The organism is Vulgatibacter sp. (assembly GCF_041687135.1).
Taxonomy (GTDB): Bacteria; Myxococcota; Myxococcia; order Myxococcales; family Vulgatibacteraceae; genus JAWLCN01.
Genome location: NZ_JAWLCN010000003.1, coordinates 223,875 through 244,393, shown reverse-complemented (window position 1 = coordinate 244,393; position 20,519 = coordinate 223,875). Strand labels below are relative to the sequence as shown.

Below are 20,519 nucleotides of genomic sequence, written 5' to 3'. Positions count from 1 at the left end.
TGGCAGAGATGGGCACCGCTTCCTAGTGAAGCCGGCGGTCCAAGGGGGCTGAGGATGGGATGGTGGAGCGGGCTGGCCCGCACGAAGCGCGTCGGCGCTGCCTGGTACCGTGAGAACGGGCGGATCGGCACCTGTGTCCGCTGGGACGGGGTGGTCGCCGCCCGGATCAAGGGGCGGCACGGCACCTACGTCGTCTTCGGCAGCCCCCGCGCCCTCGACTGCACCTGCAGGGCGCGCCACATGCCCTGCCCGCACGTGGCGGCGGTCGGCGCCGAGTACGAGGAGCGCCCGGAGCGCTTCGACGAGCTGCGATCGAGCCTGGAGTCGCTGCCCGCGGCGCACGCCTTCGGCGAGTCGGTGGAGCGGCTGCTCCTCACCAACCCGGCCCCCCTCCTCGAGGCGGTAGAGCGGGGCGAGCTGGGCTCGCTTCCGGCGCTGCTGGCGCAGCAGCACGGCAGCGTGGCCTGAGACCGGGCCGCCGACGCCGCCATAACGAAAAGGCCGGGGCTTCCACCCCGGCCGTTTCTCTTTTCACGAGCGGCGATGCGCTACCGGAGGACCTCTTCCTCGTCCTCTTCCTCGTCCGCTTCACACGAGGTGTTCCAATCCTCGAGCTGCTCCTGCAGCGCCGAAGCATCGGTGCTGTGGACGTTCGACGAGTTCGCATCGCAGCGCCAGCCGGTCGGAAGCTCGCCACCAGATGCGATCATCGTGTCGGCGGCGCTGATCAGCGCATGGATGTCGACCGAGTAGTCGCCGTAGCCCGCAGCGACGTTGAGCTTTGCAGCGATGAGCTGCTGGGCCAGCTGGATGTACTGGCCGGGCGAGTTGTCGCGCTCGAGGCAATCGTCCGCTTCGATGGCGGTGTAGTACTCGGTTCCCAGATCGAGTCCGGTGGGCAGCCACGCCTCGGGGTGGTTGTCCCAGTAGCCCCTGCCCATCGGGCAGTCGTAGCCGGCACAAGCGACCGAGCACGCGTACGACGTACCGTCGGTGTAGTAGCTCTCCGGGCTCCGAAGGTAGTGGATGCCGTTCTGGCCCCCGGTGTTGATGTTCCGGGCCCAGCCCTCGACCGCGTATTCCGTGCCACAGGTCGGCGCGCCGGTGCAGGTCACGGAGACGCCGTTGTGCGAGTTGCCGGCGAGGTGCTCCGCGACGTACCACTCGACCGAGAAGACGCGGGTTTCGCCAGGCGCCATGGCCCAGCTGTTGTTGCCGTTGGAGGTGAAGCTCACCTCGCAGACGTCCGGGCTGTTCCAATCGATGCTGCCGTCCGCTGCAGGTGTGACCAGCGCGAGGCGGATGCCGCCAGGGGCGCCGTACGTCGCGCCAGCGGTCACGGCGACGGCGAAGCCGCCGTTCTCGTCGGTGGCGCAGGCATAGCTCGGCGCCTCGAGGGTCACCGTCGTCTGGTGGTTCGAGTTCTGGTGGAGGGAGCCGGCGCCGCCTCCATCACCGTCGAGCCCGCCGCAGCCGGCAAGCATGCCGACGCCGGCGAGAAGCGCGAGACCATTCCGAGCAGGAGCCAAACGCATATCCCCCTCCGTCATATTTGGGGCCTTCATTGCCACGAAGGACGAGTGGGGAACCTGCGGGTTACGTATGGGAAGCGCTTACATTGGCCCCCGCCGGCCTCGACTACCAACCCAGCGGGATTGATTGGGAGTGCCCGTCGAGGACCGTTGCAGGCCTCCCATACGGTCAGCCCGCCAGCGGCAGCTTGAGCGCGAAGCGCGCGCCGCGGCCGTTGCCCGGATCGACGGTGACGTCGCCGTGGTGCAGCCGTGCCAGGTTCCGGGCGAGGAAGAGCCCGAGGCCCAGGCCGTCCCCCTTTGCCGAAGCGCCGCGGGCCAGCCGCTCGAAGAGCCGCGGCACGAATTCGGGCGGGACGCCCTCGCCCTCGTCGGCGACCTCGACGATCGCCAGGTTGCTCTCCCGCCGCGCCGAGATTCGCACCGGCTTTCCCGGCGGCCCGTGCCGCAGGGCGTTGGAGAGCAGGTTGCCGATCACCTGGTCGAGCCGGACCGGATCGCCGTCGAGGAGCAGCGGCGCCTCCACCTGCACGGAGATCGTCCGCCCCTCGGCCAGGTAGCGCCGGAAGCGCTCCTCCACGTCGAGCACGATCCGCGCGAGATCACATCGCTCGGTCTGCAGCCGCAGCCTGCCGGTCTCGAGGCGCGCGGTGTCGAGCATGTCGGCGATGAGCCGCTGCATTCGATAGGTGCCGTGGACGGCGCTCTGGATCAGCTCGCCGACCTTGGGATCCGCCGCGCCGCGTCGCTGGGCCAGCTGGAGATAGGCGCGCACCGCGGTGAGCGGCGTCTTCAGCTCGTGGGCGGCGATGTTGAGGAACTCGTCCTTGGCCCGCTCGAGCCGGCGTAGGTCGGTGACGTCGATCGAGATCACCAGCCCGGCCACGACCCGCCCGTCCTTCATCACCGGGCCGCTGTGGATGATGCACTCGCGCCGCTCGCCGAGGAGCCGGTCGCGGGCGCTGCCGCGCATCTCGATCGTCTCACCGACCAGGGCCTTGGCGATCTCCACGGAGCGGACCGTCACCGGCTCGCCCTGCTCGTTGCGGAGGTCGGAGGCGACGAGGATGTCGTCGCCGCGCTGGCCGATCTCCACGCCGAACCGGGTGCGGGCCTTGTTGTTGGCCCGGAGCACACGACCGATGCGGTTCAGCACGACCACCGGATGCGGGATCTGCTCGAGCACCTGATCGCCGAAGTCGAGCTCGCCTGCATTCGCAGGCGCCAGGCGCCGCAGCTCGGCCTGCACCTGGAGCACGACGCGCCCTGCGTGCGGCTGGGCGACGCCGCTGAGGAGCACCTCGCCCTGCGCGCCATGGACGTGGAGGTCGTGGAAGGGCTGCGCCTCGTTGCTCGAGAGGGCGCGGCGACAGAGGGCGAGGAGCTCGCCCTCCCCCTCGGGAAGAACGCTGCCGAGGGACTTGCCGAGGACGCCCGCGGGATCCATCTGTCCCGGGAGCCTCTCGACCCAGCGCCGGTTGGCCCACCGGTGGAGCAGCTGGCTGCCCTCCAGCACCGCCACGGCCATGGGCGTGTGGGCGAAGAGGGAGGCCAGGCCCGGGACGGGGTCGGTCCGTCCCTGATCCCCGGAAACGATCAGGGGCAACAGCGGATCTTTCTGGGCACCGGTCATGGCGCGGCACTTTGGATCGGGTCGGTCCGCGTCACAATGGCGCCGCCGGATCGTTGCCGGGGGGCCGAGGGCAGTCCCGTCAGCTGGCCAACGATCCACACTGCCGGTGCAATGCCGCTTCTCTTGCAGCCGCGCGGCGATCAGCGCCGGATCAGCGCTCCCTCGGCACAAAAGGCGAGAACGGCGAGGGCGGCGAGCACGCTCCAGATCGGCGTCTCCTGCTTGCGCTCGGCGAGCGGCGCCTGTTCGACGGCAGACCGCTCGCCACCGAGATGGGCCTTGAGCTCGTCCGGTAGCAGACGCCGGGTGTCCGACTCGATCGGGTCCACCCGCACGGCGAAGGAGAGCTCGGCGATCTCCCGCCCGTCGGGCGCCTTCACCCGGTAGGCCCCGGGCACGTCGAGGGCTGCCACCTGCAGCGTTCCCTCGTGGGTCTCGACGGGCCTTTCCTTTCCGTCGGGGCCGACCACCGCATCGATCTGCTGGCCGTCCTTCGGCGCGAGCGCGTGGACCGCGCCCACCACCAGATCCGCAGGCTGCCGCTCCTCGAGCGCACGGGCCAGCCAGGCCGATGCCTGCTGCATCGTCGGCAGGAAGGAGGCCTGGATCGCCCAGTCCCCCCAATCACGATCGACGGTGGAGGTGTAGAGCAGCACCCGACCGTCGCCGATCTGCCGCTCGACCAGCGCCGGCGCGCCGTCGTCCCAGGTGGCGAGCACATGGCTGCCGTCCCCCTCGACGCCCGGCTGGAGCAGGTAGTAGCGCCAGGTCCGCGCGGCGAGGAAGCCGTCCTGCGCGCTGCCGGAGAAGACCCGCAGCACCGGATGGCGGAGGTCGAGGTCGCCGAAGCGGGCCGGCCGCTGGTCCTCGCGGCCCCGCTCCGCAGCGGTCTTCACCAGGTGGAGCTGCCGGGGCAGCAGCTGCCCCAGCCTCGTGTTCCAGGCCTCGGACTCGACGTTGTCCCCGAGGCCGACGAAGAGCCCGCCGCCCTTCTCCACGAAGGCGCGGAGCCGCTCGGCCACCGCCGGATCCGGCGCCCGCACGTTGAGCAGCAGCACCAGATCGTAGCCACCGATCTCCTCGCCCGGCAGCGACTCCGCGTCCACGGTCCGCACGCTCAAGGGCGAGGCGCCGCCCATCCGCAGCGCCGCCTCGACGAAGAAGGCCTCGTCGCGGTAGCGCACCGGGGAGGGGTCGCCGTCGACGACGAGCGCGCGCAGATCGCGCGGCACCTGCACCACGAAATCGCGCGCGTCGTCGAAACCGAGCGCGTCGGATCCGAGGCGCACCGCGCCGGTGAAGGAGCCGCCGCGGGGAAAGCGGAAGGCGAGCTTCTTCGACGCGGCGCCGTGGGCGGGCACCTCGACGAAGCCCTTGGCCACCACGCCGTCCTCGACGACGAGCTGCGCCTCGAGATCGGCGACGGGTTCCTCGCTGAAATTGCGAACGGTGAAGACGAAGGCCTGCCCCCGCGGGCCCACCTCCGGCGCTGGCTCCACCTTCAGATCGGTGATCGCCACGTTGGGCATCGGCTTGCCGCGGGCCGCGTCGAGGACCGTCACCTCCGGCAGCACCTCGCCGGTCTCGGTGGGCACCGTCGCCGGCGGCGCGTCGAGGCGCCAGCCAGCAGCGGTGAGATCGGTGGCCACGTAGATCCGCTTGCCCGGCACCTGCGACTCGCCCAGCGCCCGGGCTGCAGCGGCGACGCAGGCGGAGAGGTCCGCAGGCCGGTAGGCGAGGGTGGCGTCGTCGATCGTCCGGCGGGCGGCGGCGCGATCGAAGGAGGGCGCAGCTGCCACCGGCGGGCCGCCGTCGCAGCGCACCACCGTCACCGGCTCCTCGCCGGAGAGGCCGGCGAGCACCTCGCGGGCATCCTTGCGGGCAGCGTCGAGGAGCGTGTCGCCGCCCTCCTTCCACCCCATCGACATCGAGGTGTCGAGGACGATGGCGGTGGCGGCAGGCCCCTGCGGCGCCGCTGCGGCTGCGGCGGCGGTGCTCTCGAAGCGCGGCTTGGCCAGCGCCAGCGGCACGAGGAGCAGGAGCAGCGTGCGCATCGCGAGGAGGAGCAGGCGCTTCAGGCGCAGCCGGCGCACGTTCCGCTTCTGCGAACGCAGCACCAGCTCGATCGCCGCGAAGGGATGGGACCGGGGGCGGCGCCGCTGGATCAGGTGCACGATCACCGGGATCGCTGCAGCGAGCGCGCCCCAGGCGAGCAGCGGGTTGGCGAAGGAGATCCCCACCTATGCCGCTCCCCGCTCGCGGCGCGCGAGGAAGCGCAGCAGCAGCCTGTCGAGGGGCGCGTCGGTGCGAACCAGCTCGTACTCCACGTCGGCGTCCCTGCAGGCGCGCTTGGAGCGGTCGGTGAGCTGCCCGATCTCCTCGAGATACGACTCGCGGATCGCCCGCGGATCGACCTCGAGCTCACCTTCACCCTCCATGCCGAGGAAGCGCGTGGCGTCCTCGAAGGGGAACTCGAGCTCCCAGGGGTCGAGGATCTGGAAGACGGTGACCTCGTTCTTCATCCGCCGCAGATCGGTGAGGCGCTTCAGGGCCCCGGGGGAGAAGTCGAAGAGATCGGAGAGGACGAAGATCGCCGCCCGGCGCCGCGCCTTCTCCGCGATCCAGTCGGCGGCGGCGGCGAGATCGGTGGGCCCCTCGCCCTGGAGCTCCTCGAGGTGGTGGAGGATCGCGGGGAAATGGCCCATCGCCGCGCGGGGCGGCAGGTAGCGCGTCTCCTTGCCCCTGGCGATGACGAGGCCCACCGCGTCCTGCTGCCGCACGAGCAGGTAGGAGAGCGAGGCGGCGAGCACCGCGGCGTACTCGAGCTTCGAGAGCCCCTCGGCGCCGCGGTAGGCCATCGAGCCCGAGGCGTCGACGAGGAAGAACGCCCGCAGGTTGGTCTCGTGCTCGAATTGCTTCACGTAGTAGCGATCGACCTTGCCGTAGGCCTTCCAGTCGATGTGGCGGAGCTCGTCGCCGGGGGCGTACTCCTTGTGCTCGGCGAACTCCACGCTCTGCCCCTGGTGCGGCGAGCGGTGGAGGCCGGAGAGGATCCCCTCCACCACCGCGCGGGCGCGGAGCTGCGTGGTTCCCAGCTTGGCCAGGAGCTTCGGATCGAGCAGGTGGGCAGCCACGTTATTTCGCCATCTCCAGCAGGCGGTCGATGATCTGGGCGCTGTCGACGCCCTCGGCTTCCGCGGTGAAATTCGGGAGCATCCGGTGGCGGAGCACGGGCTTCGCCAGCGCCTTCACGTCCTCGCGCTCGGCGGCGTAGCGGCCGTGCAGCACCGCCCGCGCCTTGGCTGCGAGGATGAGGTATTGCGACGCACGGGGGCCCGCGCCCCACGACAGGTAGTGCTGCACGAAGTCGGGGGCGTCGGCCTCCTTCGGGCGGCTCTTGCGCACGAGGTTCACCGCGTAGCGCACCGTGTCCTCGGCGACCGGGACGCGCAGCACCAGCTCCTGCAGCGCGAGGATCTCCTCGGGGCCGAGGACCTTCGACGGCAAGGCGCCGGCGGCGCCGGTGGTGCGCAAGACCACCTCGACCTCCTCGTCCTCGGAGGGGTACCCAACGTCCACCATGAACATGAAGCGATCGAGCTGCGCCTCGGGCAGCGGGTAGGTGCCCTCCTGCTCGATCGGGTTCTGGGTGGCGAAGACGAGGAAGGGCGGCGCGAGGGGATAGGTGCGGCCACCGGCGGTGACGCGCTTCTCCTGCATCGCCTGCAGCAGCGCCGCCTGGGTCTTCGGCGGCGTGCGGTTGATCTCGTCGGCGAGGACGATGTTCGCGAAGAGCGGCCCCTTGACGAAGCGGAGCTCGCGCCTGCCGGTGGTGCGATCCTCCTCGAGGATGTCGGTGCCGGTGATGTCCGAGGGCATCAGATCCGGCGTGAACTGCACCCGGTTGAAGGAGAGGTCGAGCACCTCCGCCAGCGTGCTGATGAGCAGGGTCTTGGCGAGGCCCGGCACGCCGACGAAGAGGCAATGGCCCTTGGCGAAGAGCGAGACGAGGAGGTGCTCGACCACCTCGCGCTGGCCCACCACGCGCTTTTCGATCTCGCCCAGGATCCGTTCCCGCGCCTGGCCGAGCTGCTGCACCGCCTGGAGATCGCTACCCGCTTCCATTCTCAAGGTCTCTGCTCCGTGGACTGCTGGCCGGGAACCGCTCCGGTGAGGAGGGCGAGGGCCCGGGACGAACGCTGGAGGAGGTCCGCGTCGCCCGTCTCCTTCGCCACCGCGAGGAGCCGGCCGTGGACTTCCGGATCGAAGGGATTCACCGAGACCGCGGTGCGGAGGAAGGGCTCGGCGTCGCGCACCTTGCCGCTCTGCATCTTGGCCCGGGCGAGGTTCAGGTTGGTGAAGACGTCGTTGGGAAAGTAGTCGCGCGTGGACTCGAGGACCCGCACGGCGCTGCCGTGTTCGCCCAGCTCGAGGAGCGCCAGCGCGTATTTGTTGGAGAGGTTGGGGAATTGCGCGCCAGCGCGGGCCACCGCCTCCTCGTATTTCGCTGCGGCGGCTGCGAATTTGCCGCGGGCCCGCAGCAGCTCGCCGAGGTGCGCCGCCTTCCGGGCCCGGGCGTCCTTGATCGCGCGGAACTCGGAGAGCTCGGTGAGGTCCCGGTAGGCGTTCTTCTTCTCCGGCTCCTGCGGCGCCTCCGGCTGCTCGTCGGCGAAATGCTTCTCGAGCAGCGCCACCGACGCGTTCTCCTGTGGGTAGGGCCGCTTCTGCAGGTAGTGCCGCCAGGACCGTTCGAAGACGGCGAAGGGCTTGCCGTAGACCTTCGCCACCGCGTCGCGGTCGGAGAGGCCAGCGCCGAGGTGCGAGAGGATCCGCTCGACGCTGGTGGCGTCCGCGCCGTGCAGGTACTCGATCGCCGAGAAGACCTCGGCGAAGGCGAGGGCCGCGTCGCGGGCGGTGGGCAGGAGCGCGATCGAGGGGTGCATCTGCTCGAAGGTGATCAGCTTCTCGGCCTTCACCGCGTCGCGGAGCAGCGCCTCCGAGGGGAGCTCGAGGGCCTTGCCCGGCGGGCCGCGCCACGCGGTCTCCAGGTATTTGGCCATCCCCTCGTGCAGCCAGATCGGCGTCTGGTTGCGGCTCTTCTTCGTGATCACCAGGTGCACGTACTCGTGGGCGAGGGTGTCGCGCCACTCGTAGCCGCGCAGCAGCGCCTTGGGGCTGGTGATCATCAGCTTGTTGAATTTGCAGACGGCGATGGTGCCGGTGGTCTTGATCGCCTCGATGCCGAGGGTGGAGACGGCGGAGAGCTCCTCCGCGTCCGCCACCACCTCGACGAGGATCTTCCCGTCGGCGGGGCTCGGCTTGAAGCCCACCACGTCGCCGATCTGCTCGTAGGAGGCCTCGAGGGTCTCGAGGGCCCAGGGGGCGAGGATCTCGTCCTTCCCCGCCGGGTAGCGGAAGACGAAATTCTTCGACTCCACCTGCTGGTAGTTCGCGGTGATCGCCTGGGTCCTGCGGGCCACGTCGAGGTAGCCGCCCGGCGTGCCGGGGGCGCCGGCGTCCTCGAGGAGGCGCGCCGCGCCCTCGTAGTCGCCGGTGTGGAGCTTCACCCTGCCGAGGAGGAAGGCGCTGCGCGGATCGCTCGGGTTCTCGCCGTAGAGCGCCTCGGCGAGGGAGACCGCCTTCGGCATGTCCCAGGCGGAGAGGGCCTCCTCCGCTGCAGCCATGCGCTCGTCGGCGGCGGCCCACGCCTGTGCAGGCAGGACGAAGAGCAGGGTGAGGAGCAGCGTCCGCGCTGCTGCTCGCGCGGCGGCGGGGAAGGCGCTCATTTGACGATCTCCTCGTAGTACTCGCGCACGTGCTCCTTGAAGGGCGCCGGCGCGTCCTGCTTCATCGCGTCGAGGATGTCCTTCCGGAATTCCTCGGGCGCCTTGTACTGATCGGCTCCGGGGATCGCGACCTTCTCCTTGTCGTCGAAGTCGCCGTCCATCCCCGACTCGCCGCGGCCACCGCCAGCTGCGAGCGGCAGGGGAAAGCCGCCGCCGCCGCGGTTGTTGCGGGCCTGCTGCTTCGCCTTCTCGAGCCCCTGCTGCAGCGACTGGAGCTGCTCCTGCGCCTGGCGCTCGGAGGCGAGGGCGCCGCCGGGGTTCCTGCCGCGGAGCTTCTGGCCCGCCTCGGACATCGACTGCTGCGCGCCCTGCATCGCGCCCTGCGCCGACTCGTCGAAGATCGGCGCCTGCTGCCCGATCTTCTGCGCCTGCTGCTGCAGCTGCCGCATCTGCTCCTCGAGCTCGCCCTGCCGCTGCGCCATCCGCTCCATCTGCTGGCGCTGCTCGGGGCTCATCTGCCGCGCCGGGTTGGCGAACATCTCCTCGAGCTTCTGCTTCACCTCGCGCACCAGCGGCGTCGCTGCAGCTGCCGGCTGCCGCGCCTCCTCGATCGCGTCGCGATCGGGCAGGTTGAACTGCCGCGCGTAGCCGAGCTCGCGCTCCAGCGTGCGCTCGAGGCTCTCGGTATGGGCCAGCGCCTGCGCCGCGCTCTCCATCGCCGCATCGAAGTCCTTCACCGAGAGGGCGTTCTCGAGATCCTGCAGGCGCTCCTGCGCACCGCCGAGATCCTCGGTGAGCCTGGGCGGAACGTCGGCGCTCGGCACCTCCGCGAGACGATCCTGCGCGCGCTCCACCTTCGCCTTGAGCTCGTCGATGAGCTTCTCGCCGTTCTGCGCCAGCTGCTCCTCGAGCTTCTTCGCCTGCTCGCGCTTGAGCTGCTCGGTGGCGTCGGCGAGCTCCGCCTGATCCTGCTGGAGCTGCTGCAGCTGCTCCTCGTACTGCTGCAGATCCTTCTGCAGCTCGGCGAGGGCCGGATCGTTCTCCGCCTGGGAGTCGGCAGCGTCGGAGAGGGCCTGCGCCATCTCGTCCATCTGCATGCCGAGCTCCTGCAGCTTCGCCATCGCCTCGTCGATCTTCCCCTCGCCGAGGAGCTTCTCGATCTCGTCGAGGCCGCTCGCCAGGTTGCGCTCCTCCGCCATCGCCTTCATCGCCTCGGCGTTGAGGTGCTCGTCCTGGATCCCCTTGGAGAGCTCGGCCATGCGGCGCATCAGCTCGTTCATGCGGTCCTTGAGCCGCGCGAGCTCGCGGAGGATCTCCTGCTTCGCCGCGTCCGAGGGCGCCTCGCGGTATTGCTCCATCAGGTTGGCGAGCTCGCGGCGGCTGCCCGCCATCTCCCGGGCGAGCTCCTCGATCTGCTGGATCCGCTGCCGGTCGAGGAGCGCCTCGAGGTAGAGCACGCTCCTCTCGAGCTCCTGTTGCTCCGCCGCTTCGGCGCGGTCGAGGGCTGCGAGCTGCGCGCCCGGCGCCGTCCGGGCGCGGGCCCTGGCGGAGCGGGTGAAGCGGCCCTTCTCCAGCACGCCCTGCGAGATGTTGATCAGCGCGGCGGAGAGCTCCTGCGGCGCCTTCTCGTCCTTGCGCAGCTCGCCGGCGACGTCCGAGAGCGTGGTGCCGACCTGCAGCACCTGCTCGTCGGCGGGGGCGCCTGCGTCGATGCGCTTCTCGCCGCGGACGGCGCGGGGGCCTTCGCGCGGCGCGATGCGATCGCCCAGGGCGAGGACCATGCCCTCCCAGGCCTCCTCCACCTTCGCGATCAGCTCGCGGAGGTGCTCCGCCTCGGAGAAGACCTTCAAGGTCTGGGTGCGGCTCTGGCCCTGCTTCGCCCCGCCGACCGCGTCGTTGTCGGTGGCGCGCAGATAGTAGGTGACCACGTCGCCGGGACGGAGCTTCAGGGTGGCGAGCTCCCAGACCCAGCTGCCGTCGGCACGCCGCCGCGGCGTGCCGTAGGAGGAGACGGAGACCTGCTGCTCCGGCGTGCCGCCGACCTGGTAGACGAGCTCCACCTTCGCCACGCCGTAGTCGTCGGCTGCCTCGAATTGCAGCTGCACCGGATCGCGCTCGGTGACGGTGAGCTCCGCCACCGGGGCGAGGATGTCGATGGTGGGCGCGCCGTCGAGAGCGGCGGTGATCGGGATCTCCGGCCCCACGGCGAGGTTGCGGTTCCGGTCGTCGGCGAAGCGGAAGCGGTAGGCGCCCGACTTCTGCACCAGCAGCGTGCCGGTGAGCTGGCGGCCCTTCACCTCCATCGGCAGCGAGGCGCCGTCGACGTCGACGTAGGCCCTGGCGAGATCGCGGTCGGCGCGGGTCTCGATCCGGACCTGGGTGCCGATGGGCGCGGTGATCTCGCCGTTGGTCCCCTCGACCGTCTTCGGCGGCAGGCCGGTGTGGGCGGGGTAGAGGTAGGTGAGCGCGATGTCGCCGGTGATCGGCGCCGCGCGGGGGAGCTCGCCGTCGTTCTCCGCCGGGGCGTCGCCGAAGGCGAGGCGGCCGAGGCCCGGGGTCACGGCCTCGGCGAGGAAGGCGGCGACGGCGAGGAGCGCGAGCGAGAGGGCCGCAGCGGCGCCGGACCAGCGCAGCGGCCTGTCGTCGAAGGCCTCGCGGGGGCCGGCCTGCCGCACCGTGCGGGCGGTGGCCTCGACGTGGGCGCGGGCGAGCTCCGCCGAGAAGGGCTTGTCGATGAGATCGTCGCGCTCGGCCAGGGGCAGGAGGCCGGCGAGCTCGACGGCGGTGGTGAGGCCGGCGGCCCTGGGGTCGCGGGACTCGAGCAGCCGGGCGAGCTCGATGTCGGTGGGCTGGCCGGCGCGGCGCCAGGCGAAGATCGCTGCAGCCGTGGCGGCGAGGGCGAGGAGGCCGAGGGCGATCGGCCGGACGAGAGGCGTCGCGCCGGCGCCGAGGGCCACCGCTGCGAGGAGGGCGACGAGACCGGCGGTGCCGACGAAGGCGAGGAGGGCCGTTCCACCGTGGACCTGCCACGCGCGGCGGCGGAGCGCGGCGCTCACCCGGGCGAGGGCGGCGATGGCGTCGTCGGAGCGGGGCGGCGGCGGCAGGGGCTCGGGCTTGCGGGCGGCGCTGCCGTCGGTGGGGAGGAGGGGCGGCGGCTGGGGGCCGGGGGCGGTCGGGCCAGAGCCGGTACCGAGGCCGGTACCGGGGCCGGGCCCGGGCGTCCACCCGTAGGGGGCGTCATGGGGCAGGGGCACCACCTCCGCCGGCTCCACCGGGCCTGCAGGCGCCTCGGGCTGCTGGCGCAGGTCGGCAGCCTCCTCCACCCGGCGAGCCCAGGCGGGGTCGCTGGTCGAAGACGCGGGGCTATCACCCACGCGGGGCGGCTTGGGAGGGGTGGGGCGGTCGGTCATGGATCCTGCGTGGCGGCGGTAGCAGAAGGCCGGAGCGGCAACCATGGCCTCCGGCGGGGCATTCCCCCGCAATATAGCCCGCCGGTGCGCCAGGTGCTCTCCCTGCCGGACGAGCGCGGAGCACGAGGAAAACCGGGGTTTTGGGGCCGTTCGGGGCGGCGGTTTCGTTGGCGGCGCAGGTCCTGCGTGCTAGGGTCGGTGCGACCTCACGCCCGGCCCGCCCGGGAACCGAGCGCGCCATTGAATGCGACGCGACTTCGATCGTCTGACACCTCGAGCGGAGACGACAGGGTGGAAATCGATGACCTGACCCTGGTCAGCCGCTGCAAGGAGGGCGATCAGCAGGCGTTCCGGCTGCTGGTGAAGCGGTACGAGCGGAAGGTGTTCTCGCTTGCGTTCGGCATGCTGAAGGACCGGGAGGAAGCGATGGACGTCTCCCAGGAGGCCTTCATCAAGGTCCACCGGTACCTGGCCGACTTCAAGGGTGACTCCTCCTTCTATACGTGGCTCTACCGGATCACCCGCAACCTGGCCGTCGACCGGATCCGGTCGCGGCGCGGCGAGGGCGTGGCCTTCGACGAAAAGGTGGGGCAGGACGAGGCGGAGTTGTCGGACGCCGGATTCCTGTCGACGCGGCTCGGGACCAACCCGCAGAAGAGCGCCTTGCGGCGGGAGCTGGCCGAGACGATGGCGGAAGCCTTGCAGCAGATCCCCGAGAAGCACCGGGAGATCCTGCTGCTTCGCGAAGTGGACGGATTGAGCTACGAGGACATTGCCCGGGTGCTGGAGATCCCGAAGGGAACGGTGATGAGCCGTCTCTTCCACGCCCGGGCCAAGATGCAGAAGCTGCTCGAGGGCTACCTCGGCGGTGACCGGCCCGAGTTCGGGGTCGGAGAGGAAGAGGGCTGAAACCCATGGACGGGCGCCGCGACATCGAGATGGAGATGCTCCTCTCCGCGTACCGCGACGGCGAGCTTTCGCCGGACGAGCGGGCCGTGGTCGAGGAGGCGCTGCGCGAGGATCCCGGGCTGCAGGCGCGGCTCGACGATCACGCGGCGCTCTCTTCCTGGCTGCAGGCCTCCGTGGAGAAGGAGGCCGACCTGGTCGACTTCTCCGGCTTCGCCGACCGGGTGATGGCGGGGCTGCCGCCGCCGGTGGAGGAGCGGGCGTCGCTGTGGGCGCGCTTCACCGTGTGGCTCGACGAGACCCTCACCTTCCACAAATGGCAGGCTGCCTCGGCGCTCGGCGCGGCGGTGGTGCTGCTGGTGGCGGGGCCGCTGGTGTGGAACGCCACCCACCGGGCTTCCGATGCAGGGCGGATGCAGGGCCCGCTGCTCGCCGGCGGCCCCGGCCTCTCCCAGGTGATTTCGGTGCAGACCGCCGAGGACACGGACGCGATGCTCTTCAAGACCGAGTCCGGAACCACGGTCATCTACGTGCAGGGAAATTGAGATGAACGCTTCGCGCCGCACGCTGCTCGCCGCCCTCGGCATCGCCCTCCTCGCCGTCTTCGCGCCGCTGCACGCGATGGCCGAGGGAGAGAAGGCCGACGTCACCGTCCACGTGGTCCTCGCCAGCAAGCAGAAGGGCGAGAACGATCCGCGGCTCGAGCGCTTCCGCAAGGCGCTGGGCGACTTCGCCTACAAGAACTACAAGCTGCTCGCGATGAAGAAGGCCAGCGTCGAGATGGGCAAGAGCGAGACGGTGGAGCTCGCCGGCGGCAAGACGCTCACCTTGAACTTCCGCTCGATCGACAAGGACGGGCGGGCGCGGATGAAGCTGACCATCCCCGGTGTGGTCGAGACCACGGTGGCGGTGCGGCCCGGCGGCGACGTGGTGCTGGGCGGGCCGGCGATGCCCCACGGCGACGGCGTGCTCTTCGTGCCGGTGACGCTGAACAAGGTGGCGAAGTAGGCGGCTCGCCTTTCGTTCGCACCGATGCGGCCCCTGCAGGCTCATTGCCGGCAGGGGCCGTTGCGTTCCTACTCGGCGGCGACCGGGCTGCTGGCGCTGGCGCGGGGGGCGCGGCGGACGGCGGCGACGCCCTCGAGGACCACCCAGATCTGCAGGGCGAGGATGGTGCCGCCGCAGAGGGCGAGGACGTAGTTGCCGGCCTCGAGGTATTGGGCGAGGTTCAGGCCCATCGCGGTGCCGGAGATGGCGAGGACCAGCAGCATCGGGATGCCGGTGTAGAGCCAGGGCCTGCCGGTGACGTAGAGCCACACCGTGACCACCACCAGCGAGAGGCCGGCGAGGAGCTGGTTCGACGAGCCGAAGAGCGGCCAGAGGGCCTGCTCGCGGCCGGCGAGGTAGAGCAGGAGCGGCGTGCCCACCGCGACGAAGCTGGCGACGTAGCGGTTCTGCAGGGCTTTGAGGCCGTAGATCTGGCCGAGCTCCTCGAGGATGTAGCGCTGGATCCGCACGCCGGTGTCGAGGCTGGTGGCAGCAAAGGAGATCACCAGCACCGCGACCACGACTTCCGCGGGACCGCGGGGGATCGCGAGTGCGGTGAGGAAGGTGGCGGCGCCTTCGACGAAGGCGGCGAGGCCGCCCGTCGTCGCCGCGGCGAACGAGTGGTAGTGCCCGGCCCAGTCGGCGAGGCCCGCGCTCACCGCGAGGGTGGCGACGAGGGCCAGCGTCGCCTCGCCGAGCATGCCACCGAAGCCGACCATGCGCGCGTCGGGGGCGCGGGCGATCTGCTTGCTGCTCGTGCCCGAGGAGACGAGGCCGTGGAAGCCGCTGATCGCGCCGCAGGCGATGGTGACGAAGAGGAAGGGCAGCACGTTCGGCGTGTCGGCGGGCACGACGTTGAGCGCCGGAGCGGTGATCTGCGGCTGGGCGATCAGGAGGCCGAGGATGAGCGCGCCGAGGCCGACGAAGAGCTGGTGGCTGTTGATGTAGTCGCGGGGCTGGAGGAGCACCCAGACCGGCAGCACGCTCGCCACGAAGGAGTAGGCGAGGAGGGCGACCACCCAGGCCGTCATCTGGTGCGCGCCGAAGAGGCTCTCGATCGAGATGGGGTTGCGGATGCCGATCCAGACCGAGGCGTAGAGGAGGAGGAGCGCCGCGATCGAGGGCCAGAGGAGCGGGATCTTCTTGCGGTAGCAGAGCCAGCCGATGGCGACGGCGACGAGGATCTCGAAGTTGATCGGGATCACCGTGCCCGGCTTGGCGACGAAGAGCGCGGCGATCGATTTGGCGAAGACCGCGATCACCAGGAAGATCAGGAAGAAGATCACCAGCAGGAAGAGCGTGCGGGTGCGCGGTCCGAGGACGGAGGCGGTGATCTGTCCCACGCTCTGGCCGTTGTGGCGGAGCGAGAGGACGAGCGTCGAGAAGTCGTGCACCGCGCCGAGGAAGACCGAGCCGAAGACCACCCACACGATCGCCGGCACCCAGCCCCAGATCACCGCGATGGCGGGGCCGATGATCGGCGCCGCGCCGGCGATCGAGGAGAAGTGGTGGCCGAAGAGGACGTGCTTGTGGGTGGGCACGTAGTCCTGCCCGTCCTCGTGGACGCGGGCGGGAACGGGGTCGTCGTCCCGCAGGCCGAAGACGTGCTGGGCGAGGTGGCGCGAGTAGAAGCGGTAGCCGAGTGCGAAGACGGCGAGGCCGCCCACGCAGACGAGCGCGGCGTTCATGTGCAATCCCCCGGTTGAGCGGGGGATCGTAGCGCAGGTCAGCGGCGCCGGGTGATGCGGGTATGCCAGGTGGCCGGTTGCCGTGGCCTCGCAGGAGGTGGGGTTGAGCGGTGCTCACGCCTGATGGGGCGCCCCGCTCGACGTGAACACCGCTCAACCCCTGTCCCAGGGAGTCGGTCAGGGGGTGGTGCCGAGGAGGCGCTGCTCGAGCAGCTCCATCTCGCGCTGGCGTTTGGAGTCCACCAGCTGGGCGAGGCGCTTGCGGGCGCCGTCGGCGCGGTCCCAGTCGGCGAGGGGCTCGAGGGTGGTGGCGGCCTCGTCGAGCTGGCCCAGATCGAGGAGCACGTCGACGAGGGTGAGGCGGTACCACTGGTTGTCGGGGACGCGGCCCACCAGCAGGCGCAGCTCGTCGCGGGCCTTGAGCAAGCTCTTGTCGGCGCGGAAGGCGCGGGAGCGGAGCCAGTGGCGGGTATTCTGCGCACCGGCATGGGCGGCGACGGGGATGCGCTCGAGGGTCTCGATCGCTTCGGCGTAGCGCTTCTGCTCGATCTCCAGCTCGGCGAGGCCGAAGAGCGCGTCGGTGCTGCGGCGGTCGAGACCAAGCGCCTCCTCGTAGCGCGCGCGGGCGTCGTCGGGGCGCTGCAGCGCACGCAGTGCGAGGGCCTGCAGCGCGAGGGCGCGTGCCGGCTGCTCTTCGAGGGGCCGGAGCCGCTCGGCGAGGGCGAGGGCGGCTTCGTGATCACCTTCTGCCCGACGCAGCCAGAAGAGCCGCCCGAGCACGCGCAGATCCGGCTCCTCGATCCGCTCGAGGAGCTCGATGGCGAGCGCCCGCTGGCCGCTCTTCTCCACCGGCCCAGCTGCGACGAGCGCTGCCTGCGACGCGGCGGGCACCCCGGCGCGCACCGCCTCGGCATCGTCCGGCCACCAGGCGAGAACGCGCTCGATCGAAGGCCGGCCGAGCGATGCGGCGGTGCGGAATTCGGCGAGTGCCTGGCCCTTTGCGCCCAGCCTGGCGAGGGTCTCGCCTGCGAGGAGGTGGCCGCTGCCTGCCTGCGGGTTGAGGCGCAGCAGCTGGTTCACCCAGGGCAGGGCGCGCTTTGCACCGTCCTCTTCCGCGGCGGCACGGGCAGCGGCGATCTCGGCGGGCAGGTACCACGCCGGCCGCTCGGCCCACGCAGCCCGCAGCTCGGCCTCCACGTGATCGAAGGGGATCGCCTGGTCGGCGCCAAACGCGACGAGCGTCTCACCCACCCTGTCGATCTCGGGCCACGCGCGCGCACCGGCCAAGCCGACGAGGAGCGGCGCCGCCACCGCGCAGGCGAGCACCGGGGCGAAGCGCACGCGGACCTCACGCCGCACGTGGTGGGCGAAGAGCGCGAGGAGCGCGAGGCCCGCCGCCGACTGGAGCGAGAAATCGACGAGGTTCTGCAGGAGGAGCGCGAACGCGCCCGCGGCGGCGCCGGCCTCCGCCCAGGAGAGCCGCCCGCGGCGGACCAGCCCGAGCCAGGCAGCGGCGAAGCCGAGCACCAGAAGCGCGCCCACCGGCAGGCCGAGCTCGGCGAGGGCCTGGAGTGGCTCGTTCTCCGCGTGGGTGAAGGTCACGCGCCAGGGCTGGGAGAGGTAGAGCGCCTGCACGCTGTGGAAGGCGCCGCGGCCGATGCCGAAGAAGGGATGGGCGAGGGCCGCGTCCCAAGCGATCTTGTAGGCCTCGAGCTTGCCCTGCTCGTCGGCGACGTTGAAGTCGAGGAGCGAGGCCACTTCGCGCAAGAGCCGCGGAAATTCGCTGTAGAGCCACCACGCGATCGCCGAGGCCACCGCGGTGGCGCCGCCGATGGTGGCCCAGCTCCGCCAGCTCTCCGCGCTCCCCTCGCTCTTCCGGGCCCGGGATCCCCAGCCGAGGATCGGCAGGAGCAAAAGCCCTGCGAGCAGCGCCATCGCGCCGCCGCGCGAAGCGGTGAGGATCGAGCCGCCGACGCAGGCGAGGAAGACCGCGCCCCAGGCGACCCGCCACTGGATCCGGTCGGCCTGCGCCGCGAGGCCGAGCGCGAGGAGCCCGCCGAGGTTCAAGAAGCCGGAGAGGTTGTTGGTATTGCCGAAGGTGGAGAGGAAGGGCTTCGTGCCGGAGAACTCGTAGAGCCCGAGGAGGGACTGCTTCTCGCCCACCACCCAATTGCCGAGTCCGACGAGCGCCACCAGCGCTGCGGCGCCGGCCACGTAGGCGAAGATTCGCTTGCGCGCGCGCTTCGACTCCCCGGCGCGGTGCTGCAGCACGACGAAGAGGCAGAGCCAGCCGATCCCCTTCGCCACCTCCGCAGCGGTCGCCGCGGCGTCGAGGGAGAGCGGATGCCAGCCCTTCACCCCCGCCGCCTGGTAGAGCGCAGCGGTCTCCGGGGCGAGGAGGCCGACGAGCCCGGGCGGCAGCGGCAGGAGCTGCAGCGCCGCCACCACGTTCACCAGGAGGAGCAGCGGCGCGAGCCAGCCCACGTGGAGCCGGCGGCCGCGCAGCGAGAGCGCGAGCAGGAGGAACGAGAGGCAGCCGAACGCCGCCACCACGAGCGAAACGGAGAGATGCACCGCCCCAAGCGCGAGCGGCGCCCCGACGAGCACCGCTGCTGCCACCGCTTCTGCCGCCGTCCCGAGGTTCTTCTGCTGCGCTTCCACGGCTACCCCAAGCGGCCAGCCGGCCGCCTGCTCGTTCGCTTCCGACGAGAGACGCCGGACCGCCGCATCGCTACCACGGCGGGCGCAGGAGCCAAAGAGGCGAGGGAGCGTGGTTCAGCCGCAGGCTTCGGGGCCGACATTCACTCGTCGAGCCGTTCCTCTGGCTTCTTGTTCCGCTTCTTCTTCTCCTCGACCAGGTCGAGGTCCGCGTCGGGCCCGCCCTCGGCCCTGGGGCGGGGCGGCTTGCGCACGAAGCGGTAGGCCACGAGCATCGTGCCGAAGGAGAGCAGCTTGTTGTCCGAGAGGCCCAGCGGCACGAAGATCTGCTGCAGATCGCCCAGGTCCGGTCGCGCCTCCGGCGGCGGCAGCCCCTCCACCTCGGCGATCTTGCGGGGCACGGCCACCCACAGCGAGGAGACCTCCGCCAGCTCGTGGGCATAGGCGGCCAGCGCCGGCACGTCGTCCTTGGAGAGGGCGAGGACGATGGTGAGCGACGCGCTTCCCACCGGCTCCCGGGCGGAGACGACGCGGCATCCGGAGATGCGCAACGGCCCAGCGAGCAGGAAGAGCTCGGGCGCCAGCGCAACCTTGCAGCCGGGACCGACGCCCAGCTTCGGCACCAGCTCCGATGGATCCCTGTCGATCAAGCAGCCCTCCGCAAGCGGCCCCGAGGGGCACGCAAGAGGTGTGAAGCTTGCACATCTTCGCGAAAGCGCAAGGGGCCGCTGGCATCGCCTGCCCGGATGCGTTGGCTTCAGAGCACGGCGTCACCAACCCGAGCAGCGGAGCGTGATTGCGGCGGCGGGAGACCCGGCCGACGGTGGTCGGATCACTTCGGGCGCGGGGCCTTCGTCGGGGTGGCGGTGGTCTCGCCGCTCTCGGCCTTGGCGGGCGTCGCCTCCAAAGGCGCCGTCGTCGTCTCGGCGGTAGCTGCGGTCGAACTGGCGGGCTTCTTCCGCTTCTTCTTCGTCGCCTTCTTCTTCGACTTGAGCCCCAGCTCCTCCGCAGCGCGATCGGCGGCGCCGTCGAGGGTGCGATCGGCGGCGTCGTCCAGGACCTCGCCCGCCTTGCCCCGGGCCTTGTCGGCGAGGCCGTCGAGGCCGCTGGCGCCGGCGGTCGGCGCAACGAAGAGAACGGCGGCGAGAACGAGACCGAAGGGGCGGGGCATGGCTTGGCGCTCCGGGTAGCGGGAGAGCCCAGCCTGCGACGGCCAGCGGCGGCTGGCAAGCGGTTGCGCTACGGCGATGGCGCCCAGAGGTGGCGGAGCTGGAGCTCGAGATCCGTGAAGGGAGCCGCCCGAACGGTCTCGTTCTGCTCCCAGGCACCCAGCCTGTTCCAGCCCGATCCCTCCCGCCGATAGGCCTCGAGGGTCCGCGCCGCCGGGTCGACCAACCAGATGAACTCCACGCCGTTCGCAGCGCAGCTTCGCATCTTGCTGATGCGGTCGAGCCGGGCCGTGGAGGGCGAGAGGATCTCGCACAGCCAGTCGGGCGGGAGCTCGAAGTACTTGCCGGTCGGGGAGGGAAGCCGCTCCCGTCGCCAGCCGGCAAGATCGGGGACGAGCACGTCCGCGGCGAGGTGGAGCTCGGGCTCGCCGATGAGCCACCAGCCGCCGATTGGCCCCAGGTCGAAGGGACTCAGCAGTTGGGTGAGCCGGGAGGCGGCGAATCCGTGCTCGCCCGACGGGCGCGGCAACGCGATCAGCTCGCCGTCCACAATCTGCCCGACCTGGTTCTCGGGCAGTGCTTCGATGTCCTCGTAGGTCGCTGGCCTGGCCATATCGCCCCAAAGATTAGCACTCGTTTCCATTACCACCCCTCCCGCCGACGAACCCTATCGCGGGGGTCCGACACTGG

16 protein-coding genes are annotated in these 20,519 nt (G+C 71.0%); 4 read left to right on the top strand and 12 right to left on the bottom strand.

Annotated features, from left to right (window positions below):
• Positions 1–54 precede the first annotated feature (54 nt).
• Positions 55–468, top strand: coding sequence for a hypothetical protein (locus ACESMR_RS08485; RefSeq protein ID WP_373046621.1), 414 nt, complete (start codon positions 55–57; stop codon positions 466–468).
• 80 nt (positions 469–548) lie between these two features.
• Here the strand turns inward: ACESMR_RS08485 and ACESMR_RS08480 are convergent, their stop codons facing one another.
• The 7 genes from ACESMR_RS08480 to ACESMR_RS08450 form a co-directional block, all read right to left on the bottom strand.
• Positions 549–1,535, bottom strand: a complete 987-nt coding sequence (locus tag ACESMR_RS08480) for a hypothetical protein (protein ID WP_373046620.1) — start codon at positions 1,533–1,535, stop codon at positions 549–551.
• A 166-nt stretch (positions 1,536–1,701) separates the two neighbouring features.
• Positions 1,702–3,138, bottom strand: coding sequence for a sensor histidine kinase (locus ACESMR_RS08475; RefSeq protein WP_373046619.1), 1,437 nt, complete (start codon positions 3,136–3,138; stop codon positions 1,702–1,704).
• 167 nt (positions 3,139–3,305) lie between these two features.
• Positions 3,306–5,405, bottom strand: a complete 2,100-nt coding sequence (locus ACESMR_RS08470; RefSeq protein ID WP_373046618.1) for a BatA domain-containing protein — start codon at positions 5,403–5,405, stop codon at positions 3,306–3,308.
• The gene (locus ACESMR_RS08465) at positions 5,406–6,299 is read right to left on the bottom strand and encodes a DUF58 domain-containing protein (protein WP_373046617.1); all 894 of its coding nucleotides are present in this window, start codon (positions 6,297–6,299) and stop codon (positions 5,406–5,408) included.
• A gap of 1 nt (position 6,300) precedes the next feature.
• Entirely contained in the window at positions 6,301–7,290 is a 990-nt protein-coding gene (locus ACESMR_RS08460; RefSeq protein ID WP_373046616.1) for an AAA family ATPase, read from the bottom strand.
• Positions 7,291–7,292: 2 nt separating this feature from the next.
• A complete protein-coding gene (locus ACESMR_RS08455) occupies positions 7,293–8,951 on the bottom strand; it encodes a tetratricopeptide repeat protein (protein WP_373046615.1) in 1,659 nt (552 codons plus the stop codon).
• On the bottom strand, positions 8,948–12,361 hold the full coding sequence (locus ACESMR_RS08450) for a DUF4175 family protein (RefSeq protein ID WP_373046614.1): 3,414 nt from the start codon (positions 12,359–12,361) through the stop codon (positions 8,948–8,950). Before ACESMR_RS08450 ends, ACESMR_RS08455 begins: the two co-directional genes overlap by 4 nt.
• A gap of 291 nt (positions 12,362–12,652) precedes the next feature.
• Here ACESMR_RS08450 and ACESMR_RS08445 point away from each other — a divergent pair, with 291 nt between their 5' ends.
• The 3 genes from ACESMR_RS08445 to ACESMR_RS08435 are packed head-to-tail and all read left to right on the top strand — an operon-like array spanning position 12,653 to position 14,275.
• Complete coding sequence (locus ACESMR_RS08445) at positions 12,653–13,270, top strand: RNA polymerase sigma factor (RefSeq protein ID WP_373046613.1); 618 nt, start codon at positions 12,653–12,655, stop codon at positions 13,268–13,270.
• 5 nt (positions 13,271–13,275) lie between these two features.
• Positions 13,276–13,812, top strand: coding sequence for an anti-sigma factor family protein (locus tag ACESMR_RS08440; RefSeq protein ID WP_373046612.1), 537 nt, complete (start codon positions 13,276–13,278; stop codon positions 13,810–13,812).
• A 1-nt stretch (position 13,813) separates the two neighbouring features.
• On the top strand, positions 13,814–14,275 hold the full coding sequence (locus tag ACESMR_RS08435; protein WP_373046611.1) for a hypothetical protein: 462 nt from the start codon (positions 13,814–13,816) through the stop codon (positions 14,273–14,275).
• A 68-nt stretch (positions 14,276–14,343) separates the two neighbouring features.
• Here ACESMR_RS08435 and ACESMR_RS08430 read toward each other — a convergent pair whose 3' ends face one another.
• The 5 genes from ACESMR_RS08430 to ACESMR_RS08410 all read right to left on the bottom strand — a co-directional run bounded on the left by ACESMR_RS08430 (position 14,344) and on the right by ACESMR_RS08410 (position 20,442).
• The gene (locus tag ACESMR_RS08430; RefSeq protein WP_373046610.1) at positions 14,344–16,002 is read right to left on the bottom strand and encodes a carbon starvation protein A; all 1,659 of its coding nucleotides are present in this window, start codon (positions 16,000–16,002) and stop codon (positions 14,344–14,346) included.
• A gap of 177 nt (positions 16,003–16,179) precedes the next feature.
• Positions 16,180–18,663: an O-antigen ligase family protein gene (locus ACESMR_RS08425; RefSeq protein WP_373046609.1), complete on the bottom strand. Its 2,484-nt coding sequence runs from the start codon at positions 18,661–18,663 to the stop codon at positions 16,180–16,182.
• A 140-nt stretch (positions 18,664–18,803) separates the two neighbouring features.
• Positions 18,804–19,310, bottom strand: a complete 507-nt coding sequence (locus ACESMR_RS08420) for a hypothetical protein (RefSeq protein WP_373046608.1) — start codon at positions 19,308–19,310, stop codon at positions 18,804–18,806.
• A 182-nt stretch (positions 19,311–19,492) separates the two neighbouring features.
• Positions 19,493–19,831 (bottom strand): hypothetical protein, encoded by a 339-nt coding sequence (locus ACESMR_RS08415; protein WP_373046607.1) that lies wholly within the window; start codon positions 19,829–19,831, stop codon positions 19,493–19,495.
• 68 nt (positions 19,832–19,899) lie between these two features.
• Positions 19,900–20,442, bottom strand: coding sequence for a Uma2 family endonuclease (locus ACESMR_RS08410; protein ID WP_373046606.1), 543 nt, complete (start codon positions 20,440–20,442; stop codon positions 19,900–19,902).
• Positions 20,443–20,519: the final 77 nt, after the last annotated feature.